General features: G+C 35.2%; 23 protein-coding genes and 1 riboswitch. Of the genes, 19 read left to right on the top strand and 4 right to left on the bottom strand.

Going from position 1 to position 20,381, the window contains the following annotated elements:
- The first annotated feature begins 41 nt into the window (after positions 1 to 41).
- The 11 genes from LG329_RS01850 to LG329_RS01800 all read left to right on the top strand — a co-directional run bounded on the left by LG329_RS01850 (position 42) and on the right by LG329_RS01800 (position 10,695).
- A complete protein-coding gene (locus tag LG329_RS01850; protein ID WP_404456362.1) occupies positions 42 to 782 on the top strand; it encodes a pseudouridine synthase in 741 nt (246 codons plus the stop codon).
- A gap of 53 nt (positions 783 to 835) precedes the next feature.
- Entirely contained in the window at positions 836 to 1,408 is a 573-nt protein-coding gene (resA, locus tag LG329_RS01845; protein ID WP_404452891.1) for a thiol-disulfide oxidoreductase ResA, read from the top strand.
- Positions 1,409 to 1,439: 31 nt separating this feature from the next.
- Positions 1,440 to 3,077, top strand: coding sequence for a cytochrome c biogenesis protein ResB (locus LG329_RS01840; RefSeq protein ID WP_404452890.1), 1,638 nt, complete (start codon positions 1,440 to 1,442; stop codon positions 3,075 to 3,077).
- A 25-nt stretch (positions 3,078 to 3,102) separates the two neighbouring features.
- Positions 3,103 to 4,296, top strand: coding sequence for a c-type cytochrome biogenesis protein CcsB (gene ccsB / locus LG329_RS01835; protein ID WP_404452889.1), 1,194 nt, complete (start codon positions 3,103 to 3,105; stop codon positions 4,294 to 4,296).
- Between the two features lie 83 nt (positions 4,297 to 4,379).
- The gene (locus LG329_RS01830; RefSeq protein ID WP_404452887.1) at positions 4,380 to 5,096 is read left to right on the top strand and encodes a response regulator transcription factor; all 717 of its coding nucleotides are present in this window, start codon (positions 4,380 to 4,382) and stop codon (positions 5,094 to 5,096) included.
- Entirely contained in the window at positions 5,096 to 6,871 is a 1,776-nt protein-coding gene (locus tag LG329_RS01825; protein ID WP_404452886.1) for an ATP-binding protein, read from the top strand. The genes LG329_RS01830 and LG329_RS01825 overlap by 1 nt, the downstream gene beginning before the upstream one ends.
- Positions 6,872 to 6,920: 49 nt before the next feature.
- Positions 6,921 to 7,101, top strand: a riboswitch (cobalamin riboswitch).
- A gap of 638 nt (positions 7,102 to 7,739) precedes the next feature.
- Positions 7,740 to 8,168: a DUF4430 domain-containing protein gene (locus tag LG329_RS01820; protein ID WP_404452885.1), complete on the top strand. Its 429-nt coding sequence runs from the start codon at positions 7,740 to 7,742 to the stop codon at positions 8,166 to 8,168.
- Positions 8,169 to 8,174: 6 nt separating this feature from the next.
- On the top strand, positions 8,175 to 8,708 hold the full coding sequence (locus tag LG329_RS01815) for an ECF transporter S component (RefSeq protein WP_404452884.1): 534 nt from the start codon (positions 8,175 to 8,177) through the stop codon (positions 8,706 to 8,708).
- A 93-nt stretch (positions 8,709 to 8,801) separates the two neighbouring features.
- Positions 8,802 to 9,335: an RNA polymerase sigma factor SigX gene (sigX, locus tag LG329_RS01810; RefSeq protein WP_404452883.1), complete on the top strand. Its 534-nt coding sequence runs from the start codon at positions 8,802 to 8,804 to the stop codon at positions 9,333 to 9,335.
- On the top strand, positions 9,335 to 10,297 hold the full coding sequence (locus LG329_RS01805; RefSeq protein ID WP_404452882.1) for a hypothetical protein: 963 nt from the start codon (positions 9,335 to 9,337) through the stop codon (positions 10,295 to 10,297). The genes sigX and LG329_RS01805 overlap by 1 nt, the downstream gene beginning before the upstream one ends.
- A gap of 143 nt (positions 10,298 to 10,440) precedes the next feature.
- Positions 10,441 to 10,695 carry a helix-turn-helix transcriptional regulator gene (locus tag LG329_RS01800; protein ID WP_404452880.1) on the top strand — a complete coding sequence of 85 codons (255 nt, stop codon included), beginning with the start codon at positions 10,441 to 10,443 and terminating at the stop codon, positions 10,693 to 10,695.
- Positions 10,696 to 10,750: 55 nt separating this feature from the next.
- On the opposite strand, the gene LG329_RS01795 is transcribed toward LG329_RS01800, so the two are convergent.
- Entirely contained in the window at positions 10,751 to 11,005 is a 255-nt protein-coding gene (locus tag LG329_RS01795; RefSeq protein ID WP_404452879.1) for a ferredoxin, read from the bottom strand.
- A gap of 115 nt (positions 11,006 to 11,120) precedes the next feature.
- Between LG329_RS01795 and LG329_RS01790 the strand changes: the two genes are divergently transcribed.
- The 4 genes from LG329_RS01790 to LG329_RS01775 are packed head-to-tail and all read left to right on the top strand — an operon-like array spanning position 11,121 to position 14,654.
- Entirely contained in the window at positions 11,121 to 12,182 is a 1,062-nt protein-coding gene (locus tag LG329_RS01790; RefSeq protein ID WP_404452878.1) for a helix-turn-helix domain-containing protein, read from the top strand.
- On the top strand, positions 12,175 to 13,728 hold the full coding sequence (locus LG329_RS01785; protein WP_404452877.1) for a RecQ family ATP-dependent DNA helicase: 1,554 nt from the start codon (positions 12,175 to 12,177) through the stop codon (positions 13,726 to 13,728). Before LG329_RS01790 ends, LG329_RS01785 begins: the two co-directional genes overlap by 8 nt.
- Positions 13,721 to 14,308 (top strand): lysostaphin resistance A-like protein, encoded by a 588-nt coding sequence (locus LG329_RS01780; protein WP_404452876.1) that lies wholly within the window; start codon positions 13,721 to 13,723, stop codon positions 14,306 to 14,308. The genes LG329_RS01785 and LG329_RS01780 overlap by 8 nt, the downstream gene beginning before the upstream one ends.
- Entirely contained in the window at positions 14,301 to 14,654 is a 354-nt protein-coding gene (locus tag LG329_RS01775) for a hypothetical protein (RefSeq protein WP_404452875.1), read from the top strand. The genes LG329_RS01780 and LG329_RS01775 overlap by 8 nt, the downstream gene beginning before the upstream one ends.
- A 365-nt stretch (positions 14,655 to 15,019) precedes the next feature.
- Here the strand turns inward: LG329_RS01775 and LG329_RS01770 are convergent, their stop codons facing one another.
- Genes LG329_RS01770 through LG329_RS01760 form a run of 3 tightly spaced genes read right to left on the bottom strand, consistent with a single transcriptional unit; the run spans position 15,020 to position 16,119 of the window.
- Entirely contained in the window at positions 15,020 to 15,589 is a 570-nt protein-coding gene (locus LG329_RS01770; protein WP_404452874.1) for a manganese catalase family protein, read from the bottom strand.
- Between the two features lie 43 nt (positions 15,590 to 15,632).
- Positions 15,633 to 15,896 (bottom strand): spore coat protein CotJB, encoded by a 264-nt coding sequence (locus LG329_RS01765; protein WP_404452873.1) that lies wholly within the window; start codon positions 15,894 to 15,896, stop codon positions 15,633 to 15,635.
- Positions 15,889 to 16,119 carry a spore coat associated protein CotJA gene (locus LG329_RS01760; RefSeq protein ID WP_404452872.1) on the bottom strand — a complete coding sequence of 77 codons (231 nt, stop codon included), beginning with the start codon at positions 16,117 to 16,119 and terminating at the stop codon, positions 15,889 to 15,891. The genes LG329_RS01765 and LG329_RS01760 overlap by 8 nt, the downstream gene beginning before the upstream one ends.
- Before the next feature lie 125 nt (positions 16,120 to 16,244).
- Between LG329_RS01760 and LG329_RS01755 the strand changes: the two genes are divergently transcribed.
- From LG329_RS01755 to LG329_RS01740, 4 genes are all read left to right on the top strand, one after another.
- On the top strand, positions 16,245 to 17,018 hold the full coding sequence (locus LG329_RS01755; protein WP_404452871.1) for a metallophosphoesterase: 774 nt from the start codon (positions 16,245 to 16,247) through the stop codon (positions 17,016 to 17,018).
- Between the two features lie 102 nt (positions 17,019 to 17,120).
- Positions 17,121 to 17,699: a genetic competence negative regulator gene (locus LG329_RS01750; RefSeq protein ID WP_404452869.1), complete on the top strand. Its 579-nt coding sequence runs from the start codon at positions 17,121 to 17,123 to the stop codon at positions 17,697 to 17,699.
- 185 nt (positions 17,700 to 17,884) lie between these two features.
- Entirely contained in the window at positions 17,885 to 19,165 is a 1,281-nt protein-coding gene (locus LG329_RS01745) for a Glu/Leu/Phe/Val dehydrogenase (RefSeq protein ID WP_404452868.1), read from the top strand.
- 220 nt (positions 19,166 to 19,385) lie between these two features.
- The gene (locus LG329_RS01740; protein ID WP_404452867.1) at positions 19,386 to 20,363 is read left to right on the top strand and encodes a YpdA family putative bacillithiol disulfide reductase; all 978 of its coding nucleotides are present in this window, start codon (positions 19,386 to 19,388) and stop codon (positions 20,361 to 20,363) included.
- Positions 20,364 to 20,381 lie beyond the last annotated feature (18 nt).

Below are 20,381 nucleotides of genomic sequence, written 5' to 3'. Positions count from 1 at the left end.
TTAACGATTGTTCGAAAAAATATAGGAAACTTGGTGATTTGATGACAAACTCATTAGAACGATTACAAAAAATTATTGCCCAGAGTGGTATAACTTCTAGAAGAAAGGCTGAACAAATGATCCTTGATGGAAAGGTTAGAGTGAACAAAAAAACTGTAACAGAACTGGGATCAAAAGCTTCTCCAACGGATGAAATTGAAGTTGATGGTGTTCCATTACAAAAGGAAATCCCAGTATATTACATGCTTTATAAACCAAGAGGAGTTATTTCTAGTTTGAAAGATGATAAAAATAGAAAGATTGTCACAGACTTCTTGGATGGTGTACCGGAGCGTGTTTTTCCTATTGGACGTTTAGATTATAATACATCAGGTATACTTCTTTTAACGAATGATGGAGACTTTGCAAACTTACTCATGCACCCAAAACATGAAGTCGATAAAGTATATGTAGCGAAAGTTAGTGGAATACCTGAGAAAAGTGAGCTTAATATTCTCCGCAAAGGGATAAAAGTAGATAATGATTTATTACGAGCAGTAAGTTATAAAATATTATCTTCAGATAAAAGCAAAAATGTTTCCATCATCGAATTAACCCTTAATGAGGGGAAAAACAGACATATTAGAAGAATGATGGAGCAACTTGGCTTTCCAGTTAAAAAGCTAAAGCGTGAAAAGTACGGAGTATTAAACCTGCAAGGCCTTCAACCTGGAGATGCGAGACCGTTAACACCTCACGAGGTAAAACAAATGCGCCATATTGCCAGCGAAATTGTTAAATAATAGTCAAATTTGAATTTGTGTTTGCATGATATAATGGCATGGGAGTGAGAGGCATGAATGTAGATCAAATTAAAGCAAACAAAAAAAGGAAAAAACGAAACCGATTAATCTTTCGTACAGTTGTGCTAGTTATTCTGCTTGCCGCGGTTGCTTATGCACTAGTTTCAAATATTACTAAAGATAAAACGAAAATAGACGTAGGATCACAAGCGCCTGATTTCGAATTAGAACAAATCAATAAAAATAACGAACTGGAAACAATCAAATTAAGTGATCTAGAAGGTAAAGGCGTTATGTTGAATTTTTGGGCTACATACTGTAAACCTTGTGAAGCAGAAATGCCATACATGCAAAAATTGTATCCGGAGTATAAAGATAAAGGGATTGAAATTGTTGCGGTAAGCCTTGATGCAACAGAATTAGTAATCAATCGATTCATAGATCAATATGATTTAACTTTTCCAATACCGCACGATACAAATGAAGTAGTTATGGATGCATACGGAGTAGGTCCTATTCCTAGTACGTTTTTTATCAATCCACAAGGTGAAGTGGAGGCTATTGTGGAAGGTGCATTATCATTAGAAAACCTAGAAGGATATTTAAAACAAATCCAACCCGAATAAATTTCGAACACTACTATTGTGAGGGATACGAATGAATAAAATTAAATGTGAATGTGGACACGTAAATCCAGAGGGTACAGTCCTTTGTGAGGCATGTGGGAAACCAATTGAGGGAAACCAACACATTGATGGGAACGATAAAACAAAGCTTTTAAACATGCGATACGACGGGAGTGCACGTCGTTCACAAACATACAAAAAGTCTATCATAGATAAAACATGGAATTTTTTCTCCTCGGTAAAAGTAGGGGTTTGGCTAATCGTTCTAGCATTGGTTGCTTCTGCAATTGGAACAATCTTTCCACAGGAACAATACATTCCAGCGAATGCGGTATCTAGAGATCCTGCAATTTTCTATGAAGATAGATATGGAATTTTTGGACAAATATATTACCAGCTTGGGTTCTATCATTTATATAGTTCATGGTGGTACATGTTATTGATTGCACTTATTGGTATTTCATTAGTGATTTGTAGTATTGATCGTTTTGTACCATTATATAAAGCTTTAAAAACACAAAAAGCCAAAAGACATGAGACGTTCTTAAATCGTCAGCGGTTATATAGTGAATCAGAAAACATTACAGATGAAGAAAAACAACAAATTGTGCAAGCATTAAAGAAACAGCGCTATAAGGTTCGTGATGAAAAGGGTCATATTCTAGCTGAAAAAGGAAGGTTCTCCAGATGGGGTCCTTACGTTAACCATATAGGATTAATAATCGTTTTGATTGCAGCAATTCTCCGTATTACAACACCAATGTACATAGATGAATACATGTGGCTACGTGAGGGTGAACAACAGGTTATCCCTGGAACCCATGGTGAATATTATGCAAAGAATAAGGACTTTATACTAGAAACCTATGATAAAGATAATAAACGTTTCGAGGAAGCTATCAAAGAAGAAGGTGTAGTTGCAAAAAACTTTGAAACAGAACTAGTTATTTATAAAGAAAAGGCTGAATCGGTCGCAGGTGCTGAACCTAAGTTGGAAAAAGTTAAAGAAGGCAGCATTCGAATGAATCACCCAATGAAATTTGGCGGTTATACGTTATATCAAGCTGGGTATCAAAAGAATGAATTTACAAGTATGTCATTTAAGATACATGAAACAGATGATTCTGATGAAACCGCTCTTGGTTCATTTACCATTGATTTAACATCGCCAAAGTCGGAGTATAAATTAGACAACGGTTTTCGAGTAGTAATCGATCAATACTATCCGGAGTATTATTTGGATAACGGAGAGCCTAGGTCAAAATCCAAGTATTCTAGAAATCCAGCATTTGTATTCTTTGTCTATCCACCAAATAGTGATAAACCTGAAATTAGTTTTGTAGGTATTCGCAAAAATATTGATGCTACTGGGGAAAATGAATATAAATTAGGGTTGCAAGATTTTGAGATGCGGGATGTTAGTGGAATTACCGTTCGAAGAGACTATACATTGCCATTATTTGCCGTGGGTGCAATAATCTTTATGATAGGTGTCATCCAAGGAATGTATTGGCAACATAGAAGAATTTGGATACACCCTAAAAAAGGTAATCTTTTAGTAGCTGCACATACGAATAAAAATTGGCATGGAGTTAAAAAGGATATCGAACTAGCCATTTCTGATACCAATGTCAAAATGGTTAAAGATCAACAAGAGTTACCTGATTAACCAGATCGTTTTAAGGAGGATTTTCATGGATACATTACTTAATATAAGTAGTACAATGCTGTATACAGCATTTTTCTTATATTTATTTGCTACTTTTTTCTTTGGCGCAACAATTCGAGATAAACGCAGTAAGAGCGGCAAGGGAAAAGGTGGTACAATTGGTATCACCATAACAATTTTGGGTTTTCTAGCACAGATTGTATATTTTATTACGCGCTGGATGGCAAGTGGACATGCACCAGTAAGTAATTTATTTGAATTTGTAACGTTCTTTGGGATGGCGATGGTATTTGCCTTTATTATTTTGTATTTTATTTACAAAGTAAGTATTTTGGGTCTGTTTGCTTTACCAATCGCATTAATTGTAATTGCTTATGCAAGCATGTTCCCAACTGAGATATCACCATTGGTACCATCGTTACAGAGCCATTGGCTGTATATACATGTAACGACAGTATCATTGGGCGAAGCAATATTGTCTATCAGCTTTGTTGTTGGATTGATATACTTAATTCGTACAATAGACCAATCAAAAAGCACTAAGCGAACAACATGGCTTGAGCTTGTATTATTCTCGCTGATTGTTTTCATAGGTTTTAGCTTGATAAATGTGATCTTTAATGTTGCTGGATATGAAGCAACATTTGAATACACAACAAGTACTAATACAACATTGGAATCAGAATATCACTTACCTGCAATTGCTGGACCGTATGAAGGCACACTTATGACGGAAGGTGTAATGGAGCCTTGGTTTGAGGCACCATCCTGGATGCATGGTGTAGATGCAGCAAGAAAGTTTAATACATTAATTTGGTCTGTATTTACTGGATTAGTATTGTATGGCCTGTTACGTTTAATTTTACGTAAAAGAATTGGTGCAGCAATACAACCAGCGTTAATGAAAGCAAAACCAGATCTTTTAGATGAAATATCCTACCGAGCGGTTGCGATTGGATTCCCAGTATTTACGCTAGGCGGTATCATATTTGCTTCCATTTGGGCACAAATTGCCTGGGATAGATTCTGGGGATGGGATCCCAAAGAAGTCTGGGCGTTAGTAACTTGGTTTTTCTACGCAGCATTCCTGCATCTACGACTATCAAGAGGATGGCACGGTGAAAAGTCAGCATGGCTTGCAGTTGGAGGGTTTGCGATTATCATGTTTAATTTAATTGCAGTGAACCTTGTTTTAGCAGGACTGCATTCTTACGCATAATTTTTATTAAAACAGGGCATTGTTATTCATCAGGATTAATAGTGCCTTGTTTTTTACATATAGAGACTTGAGGAGGGAATCACATGGATGAAAATGCAAAAGTATTGGTAGTAGACGATGAGGATAGAATACGTCATTTAATTAAAATGTATTTAGAGCGTGAAGATTTTATTGTGGAAGAAGCAGATAACGGGTCAGATGCGTTGGAGCTGGCTTTAGAAAATGAATATGACGTCATATTGTTAGATATTATGATGCCTGGTATGGATGGAATAGAAGTTTGTCAGGAATTAAGAAAAGAAAAACAAACACCAGTAATCATGTTGACTGCAAAAGGGGAAGAAGCTAATCGTGTGCAGGGATTTGAAGTGGGAACAGATGATTACATTGTAAAACCTTTTAGTCCACGTGAAGTCGTATTACGTGTCAAGGCTATTCTTAGAAGATCATCACAGTCTAGTTTTAAAGAAAGTGATACACCACCAAAAGATATGCTAGTCTTTCCTCATTTATCAATCAATCATGATGCACATCGTGTGCTTGCAGATGGAGAGGAAGTCAGTCTGACACCAAAGGAATATGAACTATTATGTTTTCTTGCCAAGGCACCAGATAAAGTGTTTAATCGTGAACACTTATTAAAAGAAGTGTGGCAATATGAATTTTTTGGTGATTTACGTACAGTAGATACACATGTAAAGCGATTACGGGAAAAATTAAATAATGTATCTAGCGAGGCATCCAAGATGATTGTAACGGTATGGGGCGTTGGGTATAAATTTGAAGTAGATGATGTATAATGTTTTGGCGTAGTGTAGTAGGGAAACTAGCAGTTACCATTTTATTGCTAGTTTCTTTTGTACTATTTATATTAACTATTTTCTTATTGGAGTTTTTTGAGAACTTTCATATTGGTGAAGCGGAAGAAGACTTGCTGCAAACTGCAACAAAGGTTTCTGAAATGGTTGAGCAACACAGGAGTGAAGACCTCATTCATGTGACAACTGATCAGTTGAAAGATGATTCCAGTCGTGTTGCTATTATATTTGATAATGGGAAACTGTGGGTTTCAAAAAGTAGTAACGATAATTTGCCTGAGCTTCAACCAGGATGGATTAAAAACGATGACAGGCTTGCAAAGGTTATATCGAATAATCAACAAGTACAAAAACAAATGACTATTCCTAACAGTGAAAGCAGAGTTATGATAGTTGGGACTCCTATTGATAATGGGAATGGCGCTGTATATGTTTATCAATCCTTAGAAGTAGTGGACAAAACAAAAGCCGAAACTACTGAAATCATATTTCTGGCTGCTGGTATTGCTATTATATTAACTACTATTTTTGCATTCTTCCTATCAACAAGAATTACTTCCCCTTTAATTAAAATGCGTGAAGCAGCATTCGATTTAACAAGGGGAGAATTTAATACAAAGGTTCCTATTTTAACACACGATGAAATCGGTGAACTTGCAATGGCGTTTAACCGAATGGGGAGACAATTGAAATTTCATATTAATGCATTACGGCAAGAAAAGGAACAGCTATCCAGTATTGTTAGCTCCATGGCTGATGGGGTCATAACATTGAATCGTAATGGGGATATGATTGTTACTAATCCACCTGCAAAACAATTTATTGATAGTTGGTATTATGAAAATAGTACGCAAGTGACGGAGGCTAATAATCAACTACCGGAAGAATTAAATGAAATTCTACAGGATGTAGTTAAAAGTGAAAAAGCAGCTATTCATGAAATAAGTCTTCAAGGTAGAAACTGGGTTATGATAATGACGCCTTTATACGATCAATCATATGTGCGAGGGGCAGTTGCTGTAATCCGAGATATGACGGAAGAGCGTCGGTTGGACAAGCTACGTAAAGATTTCATTGCCAATGTTTCGCATGAATTACGTACACCAATTTCGATGTTACAGGGTTATAGTGAAGCAATAGTCGATGATGTAGCAGAAACCAAAGAAGATAAAAATGATTTAGCAAAAATAATTCATGAAGAATCATTGCGTATGGGCCGTCTAGTAAATGAATTACTTGACCTTGCAAGAATGGAAGCAGGACACATTCAACTAAATGTTGAAAAAGTAGAAGCGAACACGTATATAAACCGTATTATTAAGAAATTTAACGGGGTATCACAGGATAGAAAAATTGATTTAAGTTTACAAACAACTATTACAGATTCATTCATTTATATTGATCCGGATCGAATGGAACAAGTATTTACTAATCTGATTGATAATGCTATCAGACATACAAATGAGAATGGATTTGTAAAAGTATTTGCAGAAATTAATAATGAAGAACTACAAGTTTCCATTGAAGATACTGGTAGTGGGATTCCTGAGGGAGATATACCATTTGTTTTTGAAAGATTTTACAAGGCAGACAAGTCTAGAACAAGAAACAAGCAGAAGAAAGGAACGGGACTTGGTCTTGCAATCGCAAAAAATATAATTGTTGCACATCAGGGAACGATATCTGTAAAAAGTAAAATTGACGAAGGAACAACATTCACCTTCCATATACCTCTTAAGAACAAAAGTAATAAATAAATTGCTTATTATGAGATAGTTTGATAGGATGAGAATTGTACAATAATTGAATACAATTAATGAAATTGGTGCTTGTGCTTAATAGGGAACCTAGTGAAAGACTAGGACTGTCCTCGCAACTGTAAGTGATGTACGAAATAAGCGAATCCACTGTATGTAACCATATGGGAAGGGCTTAGAGTAGGCTGATATCACAAGTCAGTAGACCTGCCTTTTTCTGATGTTTCAATGCTTCGAGGATAAAAGCGATTGAGATAACCGAAAAGTAGAATGGATGTATATAATTTCGATTGTCTTATTTAGCTAACTCTCAACGAAGGGTTAGCTTTTTTAATTTGGCTCTTTTCGTACGCATTGTTGTTTTTTCAACTTCATAGTTAATATAAACTACGACGTAACTTCTATCTATGTTAGATCTGTTTTACTGACAATGGAAACAAGTTACTTAAGCAGCCGCAGCCCGTATACACTTCGCTTTCCGCGGGCGGCTGGTGAGCCTCCTTGTGCTAACGCACTGCGTAGTCTCACCGATGCCTGTCCTCCCGCAGGAGTCTACGTGTATACGGGCTGCTGGTATAATATTTGCCAATAACAGCATTCATTAGTTGAAAGAAATGACAAAGAATGCTTACGTAAATAGCTTTATCAGTTCAGGTGAGTGGAGGGCGGTGACTCCCGCGGAAAGCATCCGCCCGGAGCGACCCTGGACTGCAGCATTAGCACATGTCTTTGGAAGTAAACCTAAAGTTATGTCGCAGTTTATATCTATTCTATCAAAAGCAACAATCTTTACGATTTTAATACATCTATGTTTATACGGGTATCTAGCGCCTAAATCTTCACAAATTAAAATTTGGAGGTTAGGAATATGAGTAAGTTTAAGTTGTTTTTCGTATCATTAGTAATGATTATCGGTGTTTTGACAGGGTGTTCCGAAACCAGTAACGATCAATCAAACCCTTCTAAAGAGCAATCAGAAACAAGCGAAAACGCTACTTCGGAAAATCAAGAAGAAATTGTAACGATTTCCATTACAAAGAACAAAGGTGAAGAGTCTATTAAAGAGATGGAGATACCGATTGAAGACGGGGCAATTCTCTACGATGTTATGAAAGAAAACTTTAAAATAGAAGATGATGCAGGATATATTACAGCTATTGAAGGAATCGAAGCTAAGAAAAGTGAACAAATGGCATGGATGTTTTTTGTTAATGGCGAGATGGGAAGCGTTGGAGCAAAGGACCTGGAATTATCTCCAGGAGATTCCGTTAACTTTGATTTACAATCTTGGGAATGATAAAAAATGAAAACTAATAGAGGAATCAGTACCTATAAATTAACGTTGCTTGCCTTACTTGCAGCACTTGCTGTAGTAGGTAGATATGCATTTGCATTTATACCTAATGTACAACCAGTAACAGCAATCATCATCATATGTGGATTGTTTCTAGGGCCACTGGCAGCGATGATCCTAGCAGTATTAACTACTTTCCTAACAAATATGTTTTTAGGAATGGGAATATGGACAATTTGGCAAATTGTTGCATGGGCTTTAATTGGGTTGATTAGCGGGTTAATTGGAAAATATAGAAAAAAGCATTCAATAATTTTACTCACTGTTTATGCTGTATTTTGCGGTTATTTATATGGATTTATCCTATCGCTAACCACCTATACAATTGCAGGCGAATTCCTACCGTATTATTTATTAAGTCTTCCGTTTGATACAGCACATGCAATCGGAAACGGTGTGTTTATGGTTCTGCTTTATCCAATCATTTCGTATTTTTTTAAAAAATACGCGAAAGGTCGATTTAATCTTCAAAATACCAACTAAATTAGGTTGGTATTTTTTTTTTACTTTTATCGTTATACTATTATGTAACGTTTTATATATAGATACGACTAATTAGTTGAACGGAGAATCGTAATGAAAGATATTTTTGAAGATATTTACGATAAATATCATCAGGATCTGTATAAGTTTGTTTTTTACATGGTAAAAGATAAACAACAAACAGAAGATCTTGTACAAGAAATATATATTAAAGTACTTAACTCCTATGAAAACTTCCGGGGTGAAAGTAGTGAGAAGACATGGTTATTTTCTATTGCTAGACATATAACGATTGATTACTTTCGTGCGCAAAAAAGAAAAAGGAATCGTATCTATGAATTTTTTGATTGGACTGAAAAAGGTTCCACACTTCCAGATAAGGAACCTTTACCTGAGGAAATAGCCGTACAGAATGAAGATATCAAGAATATATACAGTTACATGGATAATTGCACTCCTGACCAAAAAAGTGTACTTATTTTAAGATATATACAATCATTTTCCATAAAAGAAACTGCAGAAATATTAGGTTTTAGCCAAAGTAAAGTGAAAACAACACAACATCGAGGATTAAAAACATTAAAAGATATAATATACAGCAAAGAACAGAAAGGGGGAGATGCATAATGGCGTCACACCAGGAAGATAACATCAAAGAAACGTTACAGAAAATGCCTGACATTGTTCCTTCTTCAAAAAAAGAAGAATTATATCAGCGCATCTCTACCCAACAGAATAATCAACCAAAAAAGAAATCGAGGCGATTGGTTTTAATACCTGCGTTCAGCACTATTTTTATTGCCTTATTAGTTATTGTTTTGGTAGTAGACAGAGGGCATAATTCGGTCCAGAATGAAAAGGTTGCAGATCAAGCGAGTCATGAATATTCAACTTTTCAACAATCTACTAGTAAAGATCAGGGGAATCAACTAAGAAGTACCGATGAAAACATTGATTCAAGTCTGGTTATACAAGAAATTAATGATCAGGAAACAATTGTTCATGGAGAAGTTACGGACGAGAAATCGGAGTATGTAATCCCAGTTTCCTATGTACTTCCAAGTGAGCTAACAAATGAATTTTATGATGACCAGATAAAAATGGTTAAACATACATTGTCCAAAATGTTTCCATCGAGCCATTTTCGAAATGAAGTTTTTAAAGATGAGCAAAAGGTAAACGGTGAGCCTATAGAAAAAGCAGGTTATAAAATATATACGAACACTAATAGCAATAAAAAGTTTTTAATTCCGATTACATTAAAGGAGAATACAGACTTTAAAGGTGCTTTACTTGAAATGCAAAACGTTGAGGCCGAATCCTATGTAATTCCATCAATTCCGGGGAATGTATCGTTCTCTATAAATGAAAAAGAAAATATAATTCACCTAACATTACGGAACGACATTTCCTTGGAAGATAATAAACAGTATAAAAATATGCTGGAAGCCATATTAATGACGGCTAAAAGCTATGGATATAATGCTGTTAAATTCAATAACACAAATAAAGAACAAATCGGCCCTTATAATTTAACGGATCCAATTCAGGTACCGATTGCTGTTAATCCAATAAAATCATTTCGGTAATTTTAGATAAACTCGTCGTTTGCTTTGTCTTTGTAGCAAATGGCGAAGTTTTTCTTTAAATGCTTCAATTTGACTTTCTATTGGACACAATCTAGTATTAAAAGATAATTAAAATACGCTTAAATAATAGGAATGATGCAAAAGTGGATCAGGTAAATGTAATTGATAAGTTATCAAGTAAAGTAAAATTAGTTCGGGTTGAATATGATTACACGCAGGATCAAATGGCGGCTGTACTTGGTATTTCTAAAAAAACACTGGTTCAAATTGAAAAAAGTCGTATTAAGGCTAATTGGACAACAATTGTAGCATTATGTGCACTGTTTCGGAGCAGTGAAATTATTCAAAATGTAATTGGGGAAGATGTGATTGAGTGTATTGAGACAATTGCCCATTAGATTTAAAAAGTTGATAAAAAAACTGGCCCTCTGTTTAGAGTAGGACCAGAATGTGTTATTCATCTTCAAATTTTAAGGGATCTCCATTAAACTTATTTTCTGAAATTTTGATGGAATCTGTTGGGCAACCTTCAAATGCATCGATCATATCTTCTTCAAGTACTTCCGGTATTTCACCTGTTCCTGCATTTTCATCAACAACTACATAAGCAAGGCCTTCGTCATCATAGTCATATATATCAGGTGCAGCTGCGCCACATGCTCCACACGCAATGCACGTTTCTTTATCAACAATTGTATATTTAGCCATATAAATCCTCCCAATGTAAGCAAAAGCCTCCATTATTATCTATTGTAAAACGGAAGTAAGCACAATTCAACAAATGATGATCAATCGTTAAACTTTTCTTTTTAGGAGTTATGACATGTTAACAGATGGAATTATTTTAAAAAGCAGCTTGCATTTCGATCAAAATCGTACTTGTTCAGCTATCTTTCACTTGATTACTGGGAAAAAGTCTATCCAAACTGTACAAGATGCACACATCTATCAATTGAAAAATCTATACGGAATTAATCGATCTTTCCATAAGCGTGAATTTGATAGGAGAATTAACACCTTGGTTTCTAATCATTTGTTGGAGTTGGACGAATCCATGAGTTGTTCTGTTACCTCAAGTGGCAAGGATTGGTTAAAAGAACAATACCACTACTTGAAACTAAATGATTATGACGGGTTACAGTATCACACTGCAGCACCGATTTTTTATGATCGATTGTTATTGCTTATACAAACGTTATCCAACAGTTGTAATAATCATTATTCATTTATCCCAGTTATTGAGAGAACACCAATTTTACAGTGGGTGAAAGTTGCTTTTAAACAATTAAAACTAAATAAAAAGTCCTTTTCTAATCAATTGCAGTTTGATCTACATAAATTATTAAAAGACTTTTCCGATGAAGAGGCATCAATCTATGTTGATCGCCTTTCGGGTTTTAACCATTACGGAAGAAGTAAGGATCAATTGGCACTTGATTATCAAAAAGACAAATTGGATATATCTTTTATTATTGAGCGTATGAACCACGCTATGTTGAATAAGATTTATTCAGATCCTCATGGATTTCCCGCAATTGGATTTCTGATAACGGATCTCCGAAACAAACAGTTTATTACAAATTCAGCAAGTAAAACATATCAGTTATTACAAGAAAACTATTCGATTAGTGAAATCGGTCAAATGAGGCGATTAAAAGAAAATACAGTTTATGATCACGTCGTGGAAGTTGCGCTTTTCACACATGATTTTCCCGTTTCAAATTATGTATCAGAAGACCAACAACAACAAATTCTATTGGCAGTATCAAAAGAATGTACATATAAATTAAAAGCTATAAAGCAAATGGTTGATTTAAGCATTAGTTATTTTCAAATTCGGCTAGTCCTGGCAACTATGCAACATGTAGGTGAACACTATGAATAATAGGGTAGATTCAAGCTTAACTTTAGAGCATGAATTAAAGAAGCATTTTGGTTTAGTAAAATTTCGAACCGGACAAAAAGAAATAATTGATGATGTAATGCAAGGGAAAGATGTGTTAGGAATCCTTCCAACGGGTATGGGAAAATCCCTTTGTTATCAGTTGCCAGCGAAACTTTTTAACGGGACAACGATAGTAGTTTCACCATTGATTTCTCTTATGATTGATCAAGTGAAACAGCTAAAAGCTTCTAATTTTAAAGAGGTTATTGCTTTAAATAGTTTTATAGATCCAACCGAACGGAAAACACTATACCATTATTTAGCAGACTATAAGTTGATTTATGTATCTCCGGAATTAATGCAGCAGGATGAACTGCTTGACCATGTAAAACAATTAGAGGTTAGTTTATTAGTTATTGACGAAGCACATTGCATCTCGCAATGGGGTCATGACTTCAGGCCGGATTATTTAAGACTAAGTGAAGTAGTACTTGAGTTGAATAATCCATCAATATTAGCATTAAGCGCAACAGCTACACAGGGAATTCAACATGATATCAAGAAAATTTTAAGAAGTCCAGAAATGATTGATCACATTTATCCAATGGATCGGGAGAATATAGTTTTTTCGATTGAAAAGGTCGCAAATGATAATGAAAAAAATGAAAAGATAAAACAGTTATTTACTCGTATTCGCGTTCCAACAATCATTTACTTTTCAAGTAGAATAGCGACAGAACAGGTAACAGCGTTTTTATTGAATCAACACTCGTCGTTAAGAGTAGCTTTTTATCATGGCGGTATGGACACCATGGATCGTATTTCCGTGCAACAACAATTTATGAATAATCAATTAGATGTAATATGCTGTACTAGTGCATTTGGTATGGGTATTAACAAAAAAGATATCCGATTAATAATTCACTATCACCTTCCACTACAGTTAGAGTCGTTTATTCAGGAAGTAGGGAGAGCAGGACGTGATGGTGAAGAAAGTGTCAGCCTGTTACTTTATTCTGAACATGATTACTATTTACCTGTAAATTTAGTGAAAAAAGAACTTCCACAAGAGAATGATCTTAAATTTGTCTTTCAACAACTATATGGTTTATATAAACAAAATAAACGTCTACCATACAATATAGATCAGCTGGAACAATTATTTCATATAAGTGAAATTCAATGGAGATTTTTACACTATCAATTTGAAAACCGTGGTATGATAAAAGGAAATCAGATTGTGTATCAAAAAGAAAAATGGAAACATAGCTTCATCTCCATACACAATTTTATTAATGAGCGTCTCATTATGAAAGAACAAAAGTTACGTGAGATGATAGCTTGGATTAAATCAGATAGATGTTTGCGTGAACAATTGTATAAGGGGTTTCAATCAGATTACACGGTTCCACAGGCATCATGCTGCAGCAATTGTGGATTTAATCTATCAGACTGGAACATACAAGAATTGATTATCGAGCCTAGTCATCATTCTTGGGAAGATAAGTTACAGGCTTTATTTACAATTGGAGGCAAGAATGCGTAAACAAAGTGATATCATCAAACAATTATCAGATCGTGATCTTAAGGTTCAATTAATTGTAACTCAATTATTACTTGTATTACTTAGTATCATTTTAAGCTACTTTTTATTTCATTCTTTTGTTGATTGGTTAGATTATATTAAACTATCTTATTACGATATCTTATACTACGGCGTAATTCCTGGTTTACTAATTGTGTTAATAGATTTAGCTTGCATGTATATCTTCCCTAAAAAGTATTATGATGACGGTGGAATAAATCAACGAATCTTTCGAAGTCGATCTGTTGGAGGAATTTTCTTTTTAGCACTTATGGTAGCTATTTCAGAGGAATTATTATTTAGGGGAGTAATACAAACAACATTTGGTTATCTAACTGCTAGTATATTGTTTGCTCTCATACATTTTCGATATTTAAAAAAACCTATTTTACTCGTATCAATTTTATTTGTGAGCTTTTATATTGGATATATTTTTATGCTTACTGAAAATTTACTTGTAACAATAACGGCACATTTTATTGTCGATTTTATTTTGGGTTTAGTAATTCGTTTTCAAAAAAGAGGTGCAATTTATGAGTGACAAAGACACTGTACGGGAAGATCAAGCTAATGAACTCAGAAAGTTATTTAATGAGGTACAAGGAAATGAAACTAGTATTTTACCGGTAGAAAATACCGATGAGAAAATTGAAGATGATGATTACGTTTCTGAAAATGCTTCGATAAGTGGAACTCGAAATATTGATATATTGAATCTTCCGCCGAGAAGGGAAGTTCATGGCAACAAAAAGAAGCGGACACAGATAAAAGTTAGTCGACCTTTTGTCCGTTTAAGTGTAGTCATTATAGCTATTATCGCTATAATCCTGGCTATATATTATGTGTGGGGTGAAGAACTCATACAATTGCCAATAAAATTCCAATAAAGGTAAGAGTGTCACTGTTTTACCAGTGACACTCTTTTAACTAGGCTCTTTTCTCGTATGCATTGTTGCTTTTCATCTTCATAGTTGATATAAATTGCGACGTAACTGTTGGTTGATTTCCACTACGGACCGTTGCTTTCCGCGGGCACGGCCTCAGCCTCCTCGCGGAAGACCACCGCTGCGGGGTCTTCGGACTCGTGCTGTTCCCGCAGGAGTCAACGGTCCTCCGCTCCAATCAACTGCCATAATAGTGAAAGGAGCTATATAGCATACTTCCAGACACCATGTTTCCGGAGCGGTACGCTATGACGCAGTTTATATCTGTTCTCTTAAAAAGCAACAACCTTTGGGAATACAGCTTTTAACTAAAATATTTTTTTGCGATCACGTTCCTCTTTCAGTATTTCTATTGCCTCTCTGAAACGCATTGAATGAATAACTTCTCGTTCTCGTAAATAACTGAGGCTGTCGTTTAGGTCTGGATCATCGCTTAAATTAATGATCCATTGGTAAGTTGCTCTAGCCTTCTCCTCAGCCGCCACATCTTCATATAAATCAGCAATTGGGTCACCTTTTGCCGCAATGTATGATGCTGTCCAAGGAGCGCCTCCTGCATTTTGATAATAAAGTGCTTTCTCGTGATTAGCATAATGTGCTGCAAGTCCCGCTTCTTCAATCTGTTCTGTAGTAGCATCTTTCATGAGTTTATAAATCATGGTAGCAATCATCTCAAGATGTGCAAATTCTTCCGTTCCAATATCGTTTAATAATCCAACAACTTTATCTGGAATAGTATACCGTTGGTTCAAGTAACGTAATGCAGCGGATAACTCTCCATCAGCACCACCATATTGTTCCATTAAATATTTAGCTAAACGAGGGTTACATTCACTTACTTTTACAGGGTACTGTAATTTTTTTTCATAATACCACACAGAAAATCCCCTCCTGTTCTATGGAAATTGCTATCCGAAATAATTAAACCTGCCATGGCCATGGCGTGTTATCCCAGTCCCATGGATAATTGGAATAGCTTCTTCCAAAGTTCATAAGTGGTCCAAATTTTTGTTCAAAGGCATTCTTTAATTGCTTACTTTTCTTAACGTTTAAATTAAATTGTTCGATTGCATCAAAATCATCATTATGCGTATCTAGATACAGGTTTAATTCTACTAATACAAAATCGACTTCTTGAATTTCTTCAAGTAACTGATAATATTCTGGAGGCATTGTTTTATCCATCGGAGTCACCTCTCTTTACTGGATTCGGATCTGGCCATGGACTAGACAAATCTGGCCATAATGTACCATGAAATAATGCAGATTCAGGATCAAATTGTGATAATCCTGGTGGTTGAAAGGTAATATATAATTGTGGGGGAGTAGAATAGCTTTTTACTCTAATCGGTGGGCACGGATCATATGGACTAATGTATGGCTCCCAATATTTAAATTGTGTAAACATACGAATCTCCTTTCGTTGTGTTATTCATATCTATTCATGTGTATGAACCGATAATTTGTCCTATTCTGCAACCCTAACAAATAATGATGTTATTAAATCAATGGAAACGAAAGGATAAGTGATATATGATATATCTTTTGATTTTGGGAATTTGTTTATTAATTGTGATTATATATATGGTATATTTGGCCCATCATGATACAATAGATTATCAAACTGTTATGGATGAGGAAATTCCATCTGGGTTTGATCTTTTTCGGATTTTTTTCATATCGGATATACACCGTAGAGGGTTAAAACAAACTACGTTAAATAAGATTTACCAACACATTGATCTCATTATAATTGGTGGGGATTTGAAGGAAAAAGGTGTACCACTTGAAAGAGTAAGAACGAATTTGGAAATGTTAAAGAAGTGGAACAAACCAATCTATTTTATATGGGGCAATAACGACTATGAAGAAGACCCTGAAGCATTATATCAGTTACTAATAAAGGAAAACGTAATTATATTAGCGAATGAAACGAAAAGTATTGTCGCGGGTAATGGTGAAAGCTTTAATTTGGTTGGGCTTGACTGCTGTAGATATAAAGAGGCACGATTTGACCTAGCCATGAAAGACGTTGAAGATAAATATACGATATTGGTCACACATGCTCCAAGTGCATTTTATGATATGCCTGAAAGTGAACAAGAGGATACTCACCTAGTTTTAGCAGGTCATACTCACGGTGGGCAAATACGGATATTTGGATTTGGTTTATACGAAAGTGGAAGTTTTAAAAAAGAAGGAAAAACTTCTATTTTAGTTAGTGAAGGTTATGGTTACACTAGACTACCGTTTCGTTTAGGAACAAAATCTGAATGCCATGTTATAACATTTAAACAAAAAGCGTAAAGAGTATGTGCAATATACACTTTCGTTGCATATAGTATTAGTAATAGCTAAATATGATTTTAAAAGTGCAGAGCATACTAGTGTGTGAAGGGGGTTTCTACAATGCGTATTGAACGTGTATCAAATGATCAATTCACCATATTTTTAACCTTTGATGATTTAATTGAACGAGGATTCACAACACATGAGCTGTGGAATGATGTTAAAAATGCGGGAAATTTATTTAGCGAAATGATGTATGAAGCTAGCAGTGAACTTGGCATTGAGTTAGAGGGAATGCTCCTTGTACATGTACATTTAATGCAAGCACAAGGGATGCATGTATATGTAACACAGAAAATAGAACACACCAATTGGGATGAGGATTTTATTGAAATGAAAGTTACATTAGATGAAAGTAATGAATTAATATTTTCTTTTCAGGAATTTGAGGACTTAATTCAAGTTGCAACTTATCTTGCTAATGTTTCGATTACTGGTGGAAAGGTATATTATATGAACGAACGATATTACTTTTTATTACAGGATGATGAATTAAATATGTCTTACAAGGAAAATGTCATTGCAATTTTGTCTGAGTTTTCTTCACCTAGTATCGTGACGTCGGCAAGATTAAATGAATATGGAAAGGTAATAATGAAAAATGATGCAGTTGACCAAATAATTGATAAATTTTATTAATATGGAAGTATTCTAAACCACTTTGCAGCACGATTTAATACGAAAAAAATGGCATCGTTTTCAATTCTATAAATTAATTGCAGAAAAAAGCTTACTTTTATTGCATATTTATGATGAAAGTGTATACTAATCTCTGAGTACAGCTATATATATTATAATGAGTAGATTTACTAGGAGGTAAATTCATGGTAGCCGATAAAGCAGCAGATTCTACTAAAGAACAAAATAACAAAAACAATGTATTAACTTCAACAAGGACTGTTGTAAAGACCGCATTGGAAAAATTAGGTTATCCTGATGAGGTATTTGAACTATTAAAAGAACCTATACGAATGATGACTGTCAGAATCCCTGTCCGTATGGATGATGGATCAATGAAAATTTTTACTGGTTATCGTGCCCAGCACAGTGATGCCGTTGGACCAACAAAAGGTGGTGTCAGGTTTCATCCAGATGTAACCGAAACAGAGGTAAAAGCATTATCTATTTGGATGACTTTAAAAGCTGGTATTGTTGATCTTCCATATGGCGGAGGGAAAGGCGGTATCGTGTGTGATCCACGTGAGATGTCATTCCGTGAGTTAGAAGGTCTTAGTCGTGGATATGTTCGGGCGATTAGTCAAATAGTTGGACCGAACAAAGATATTCCTGCACCAGACGTTTTCACCAACTCACAAATCATGGCATGGATGATGGATGAATATAGTCGAATTGATGAATTTAATAGTCCAGGGTTTATTACAGGAAAGCCAATTGTTTTAGGTGGTTCACATGGTAGGGAATCTGCAACTGCAAAAGGTGTTACAATTGTAATTAATGAAGCAGCTAAGAAAAAAGGAATCGATATGAAAGGTGCACGGGTAGTTGTTCAAGGATTTGGGAATGCTGGTAGCTTCCTATCGAAATTCTTGCATGACGCTGGCGCAAAAGTTGTTGGAATTTCCGATGCTTATGGCGGGCTTCATGATCCAGAAGGACTTGATATTGACTATCTATTAGATCGACGTGATAGTTTTGGTACAGTTACTAAATTGTTTGACAACACAATTTCAAATGAAGAGTTACTTGAATTAGACTGTGATATTTTAGTTCCTGCTGCGGTAGAGAACCAAATTACAGATGAAAATGCACATAAGATTAAAGCGAGTATTGTAGTAGAAGCGGCAAATGGACCTACTACACTGGAAGGTACAAAAATTCTTTCTGATCGTGGTATTTTGCTAGTTCCTGATGTGCTTGCATCAGCTGGTGGTGTAACGGTATCTTATTTTGAATGGGTGCAAAATAATCAAGGTTATTATTGGGAAGAAGAAGAAATTGAAGAAAAACTTAACAAAATCATGGTTAAGTCATTTAATGCAATTTATAATACAGCCGAAACAAGGCGTGTTGATATGCGTTTAGCTGCTTATATGATTGGTGTAAGAAAAACGGCTGAAGCTTCTCGCTTCCGCGGTTGGGTTTAAGCAGAAAGTGTAAGCGACTGTTCAGAAGCGTACGCATAGGCAAGGAACCGAAGAACGGGGTAAATTTAGTTCGTAGTGTTCATTGCTTATGCCGGCAGCTTCTAGGGGGATGGAACTGGACTATAAGAAACCGAATTTAATGACGAAAAAACTCTTATCATGTATAGTTAGATAGGAGTTTTTTTCATGTGTACTTATAGAGTAAAGGAAGTGTATTACAGTGCAAAAGGAACATACCATTATCGTGGGCGGTGGTCCGTGTGGCATGTCATGTGCTATTGAATTACAAGATCAAAACATAAAACCATTAATTATTGAAAAAGAAAATATCGTAAATACCATATATAATTTTCCGACACATCAAATGTTCTTTAGTTCAAGTGAAAAGCTTGAAATAGGAGATGTTGCGTTTATTACGGAAAGGCAAAAGCCGGTGCGAAATCAAGCTTTAGCCTATTATAGATCAGTAGCTGAACGTAAAAAATTACGGGTCAATCCATTTGAAAAAGTGATTAATGTTAAAAAAATGGACAATGTTTTTTATGTACACACGGAATCATCTACAGGTGTGCAACAGAATTATCAGGCTCAGAATGTAATTATAGCTACGGGATATTACGATCAACCAAATCTTATGGAGGTTCCAGGGGAAAATCTTGATAAGGTTATGCATTATTTCAATGAGGCACATCCGTATTTTATGAAAAATGTTGTAGTGATTGGTGGAAAAAATTCAGCTGTTGATGCAACATTGGAGCTCCATAAAGCAGGAGCAAATGTTACGGTTCTATATCGAGGAGAAACATATTCCAAAAGCGTAAAACCTTGGATTCTACCTGAATTTGACGCACTAGTACGTAAGGATAAAATCAAGATGGAATTTAATGCAGAAGTGTCAGAGATAACGGATACACAAGTTTTTTATGAAGTAAAAGGTGTAAAGAAATCCATTGCCAATGATTTTGTGTTTGCTATGACTGGATATAAACCAGATCATGATTTTTTAAGACAGATAGGAATAGAATTTGATGGACTAAGTGGAAGGCCGCAATTTAATGAAAATACCCTTGAAACAAATATACCAGGAGTTTTTGTAGCAGGAGTAATAGCGGCTGGTTACAATAATAATAAAATTTTTATAGAGAATGGCAGACACCATGGTAAATTAATAGCAGATGCAATTATAAATAGACATTGAATACATTTGTATAGTAAA

This window comes from Virgibacillus necropolis (genome assembly GCF_044793635.1).
Taxonomy (GTDB): Bacteria; Bacillota; Bacilli; order Bacillales; family Amphibacillaceae; genus Virgibacillus_F; species Virgibacillus_F necropolis_A.
Note: the sequence above shows the minus strand (reverse complement) of the source record. Positions and strands in the feature narration are given on the sequence as shown.

Coding starts and splice junctions, on each gene's coding strand:
- LG329_RS01795 (WP_404452879.1), bottom strand. CDS start 11,005: ATGGCTAAATATACAATTGTTGATAAAGAAACGTGCATTGCGTGTGGA.
- LG329_RS01780 (WP_404452876.1), top strand. CDS start 13,721: ATGCGTAAACAAAGTGATATCATCAAACAATTATCAGATCGTGATCTT.
- LG329_RS01790 (WP_404452878.1), top strand. CDS start 11,121: ATGTTAACAGATGGAATTATTTTAAAAAGCAGCTTGCATTTCGATCAA.
- LG329_RS01750 (WP_404452869.1), top strand. CDS start 17,121: ATGCGTATTGAACGTGTATCAAATGATCAATTCACCATATTTTTAACC.
- LG329_RS01815 (WP_404452884.1), top strand. CDS start 8,175: ATGAAAACTAATAGAGGAATCAGTACCTATAAATTAACGTTGCTTGCC.
- LG329_RS01760 (WP_404452872.1), bottom strand. CDS start 16,119: ATGTTTACACAATTTAAATATTGGGAGCCATACATTAGTCCATATGAT.
- LG329_RS01820 (WP_404452885.1), top strand. CDS start 7,740: ATGAGTAAGTTTAAGTTGTTTTTCGTATCATTAGTAATGATTATCGGT.
- resA (WP_404452891.1), top strand. CDS start 836: ATGAATGTAGATCAAATTAAAGCAAACAAAAAAAGGAAAAAACGAAAC.
- LG329_RS01765 (WP_404452873.1), bottom strand. CDS start 15,896: ATGGATAAAACAATGCCTCCAGAATATTATCAGTTACTTGAAGAAATT.
- LG329_RS01840 (WP_404452890.1), top strand. CDS start 1,440: ATGAATAAAATTAAATGTGAATGTGGACACGTAAATCCAGAGGGTACA.
- LG329_RS01805 (WP_404452882.1), top strand. CDS start 9,335: ATGGCGTCACACCAGGAAGATAACATCAAAGAAACGTTACAGAAAATG.
- ccsB (WP_404452889.1), top strand. CDS start 3,103: ATGGATACATTACTTAATATAAGTAGTACAATGCTGTATACAGCATTT.
- LG329_RS01850 (WP_404456362.1), top strand. CDS start 42: ATGACAAACTCATTAGAACGATTACAAAAAATTATTGCCCAGAGTGGT.
- LG329_RS01775 (WP_404452875.1), top strand. CDS start 14,301: ATGAGTGACAAAGACACTGTACGGGAAGATCAAGCTAATGAACTCAGA.
- LG329_RS01785 (WP_404452877.1), top strand. CDS start 12,175: ATGAATAATAGGGTAGATTCAAGCTTAACTTTAGAGCATGAATTAAAG.
- LG329_RS01755 (WP_404452871.1), top strand. CDS start 16,245: ATGATATATCTTTTGATTTTGGGAATTTGTTTATTAATTGTGATTATA.
- sigX (WP_404452883.1), top strand. CDS start 8,802: ATGAAAGATATTTTTGAAGATATTTACGATAAATATCATCAGGATCTG.
- LG329_RS01745 (WP_404452868.1), top strand. CDS start 17,885: ATGGTAGCCGATAAAGCAGCAGATTCTACTAAAGAACAAAATAACAAA.
- LG329_RS01825 (WP_404452886.1), top strand. CDS start 5,096: ATGTTTTGGCGTAGTGTAGTAGGGAAACTAGCAGTTACCATTTTATTG.
- LG329_RS01830 (WP_404452887.1), top strand. CDS start 4,380: ATGGATGAAAATGCAAAAGTATTGGTAGTAGACGATGAGGATAGAATA.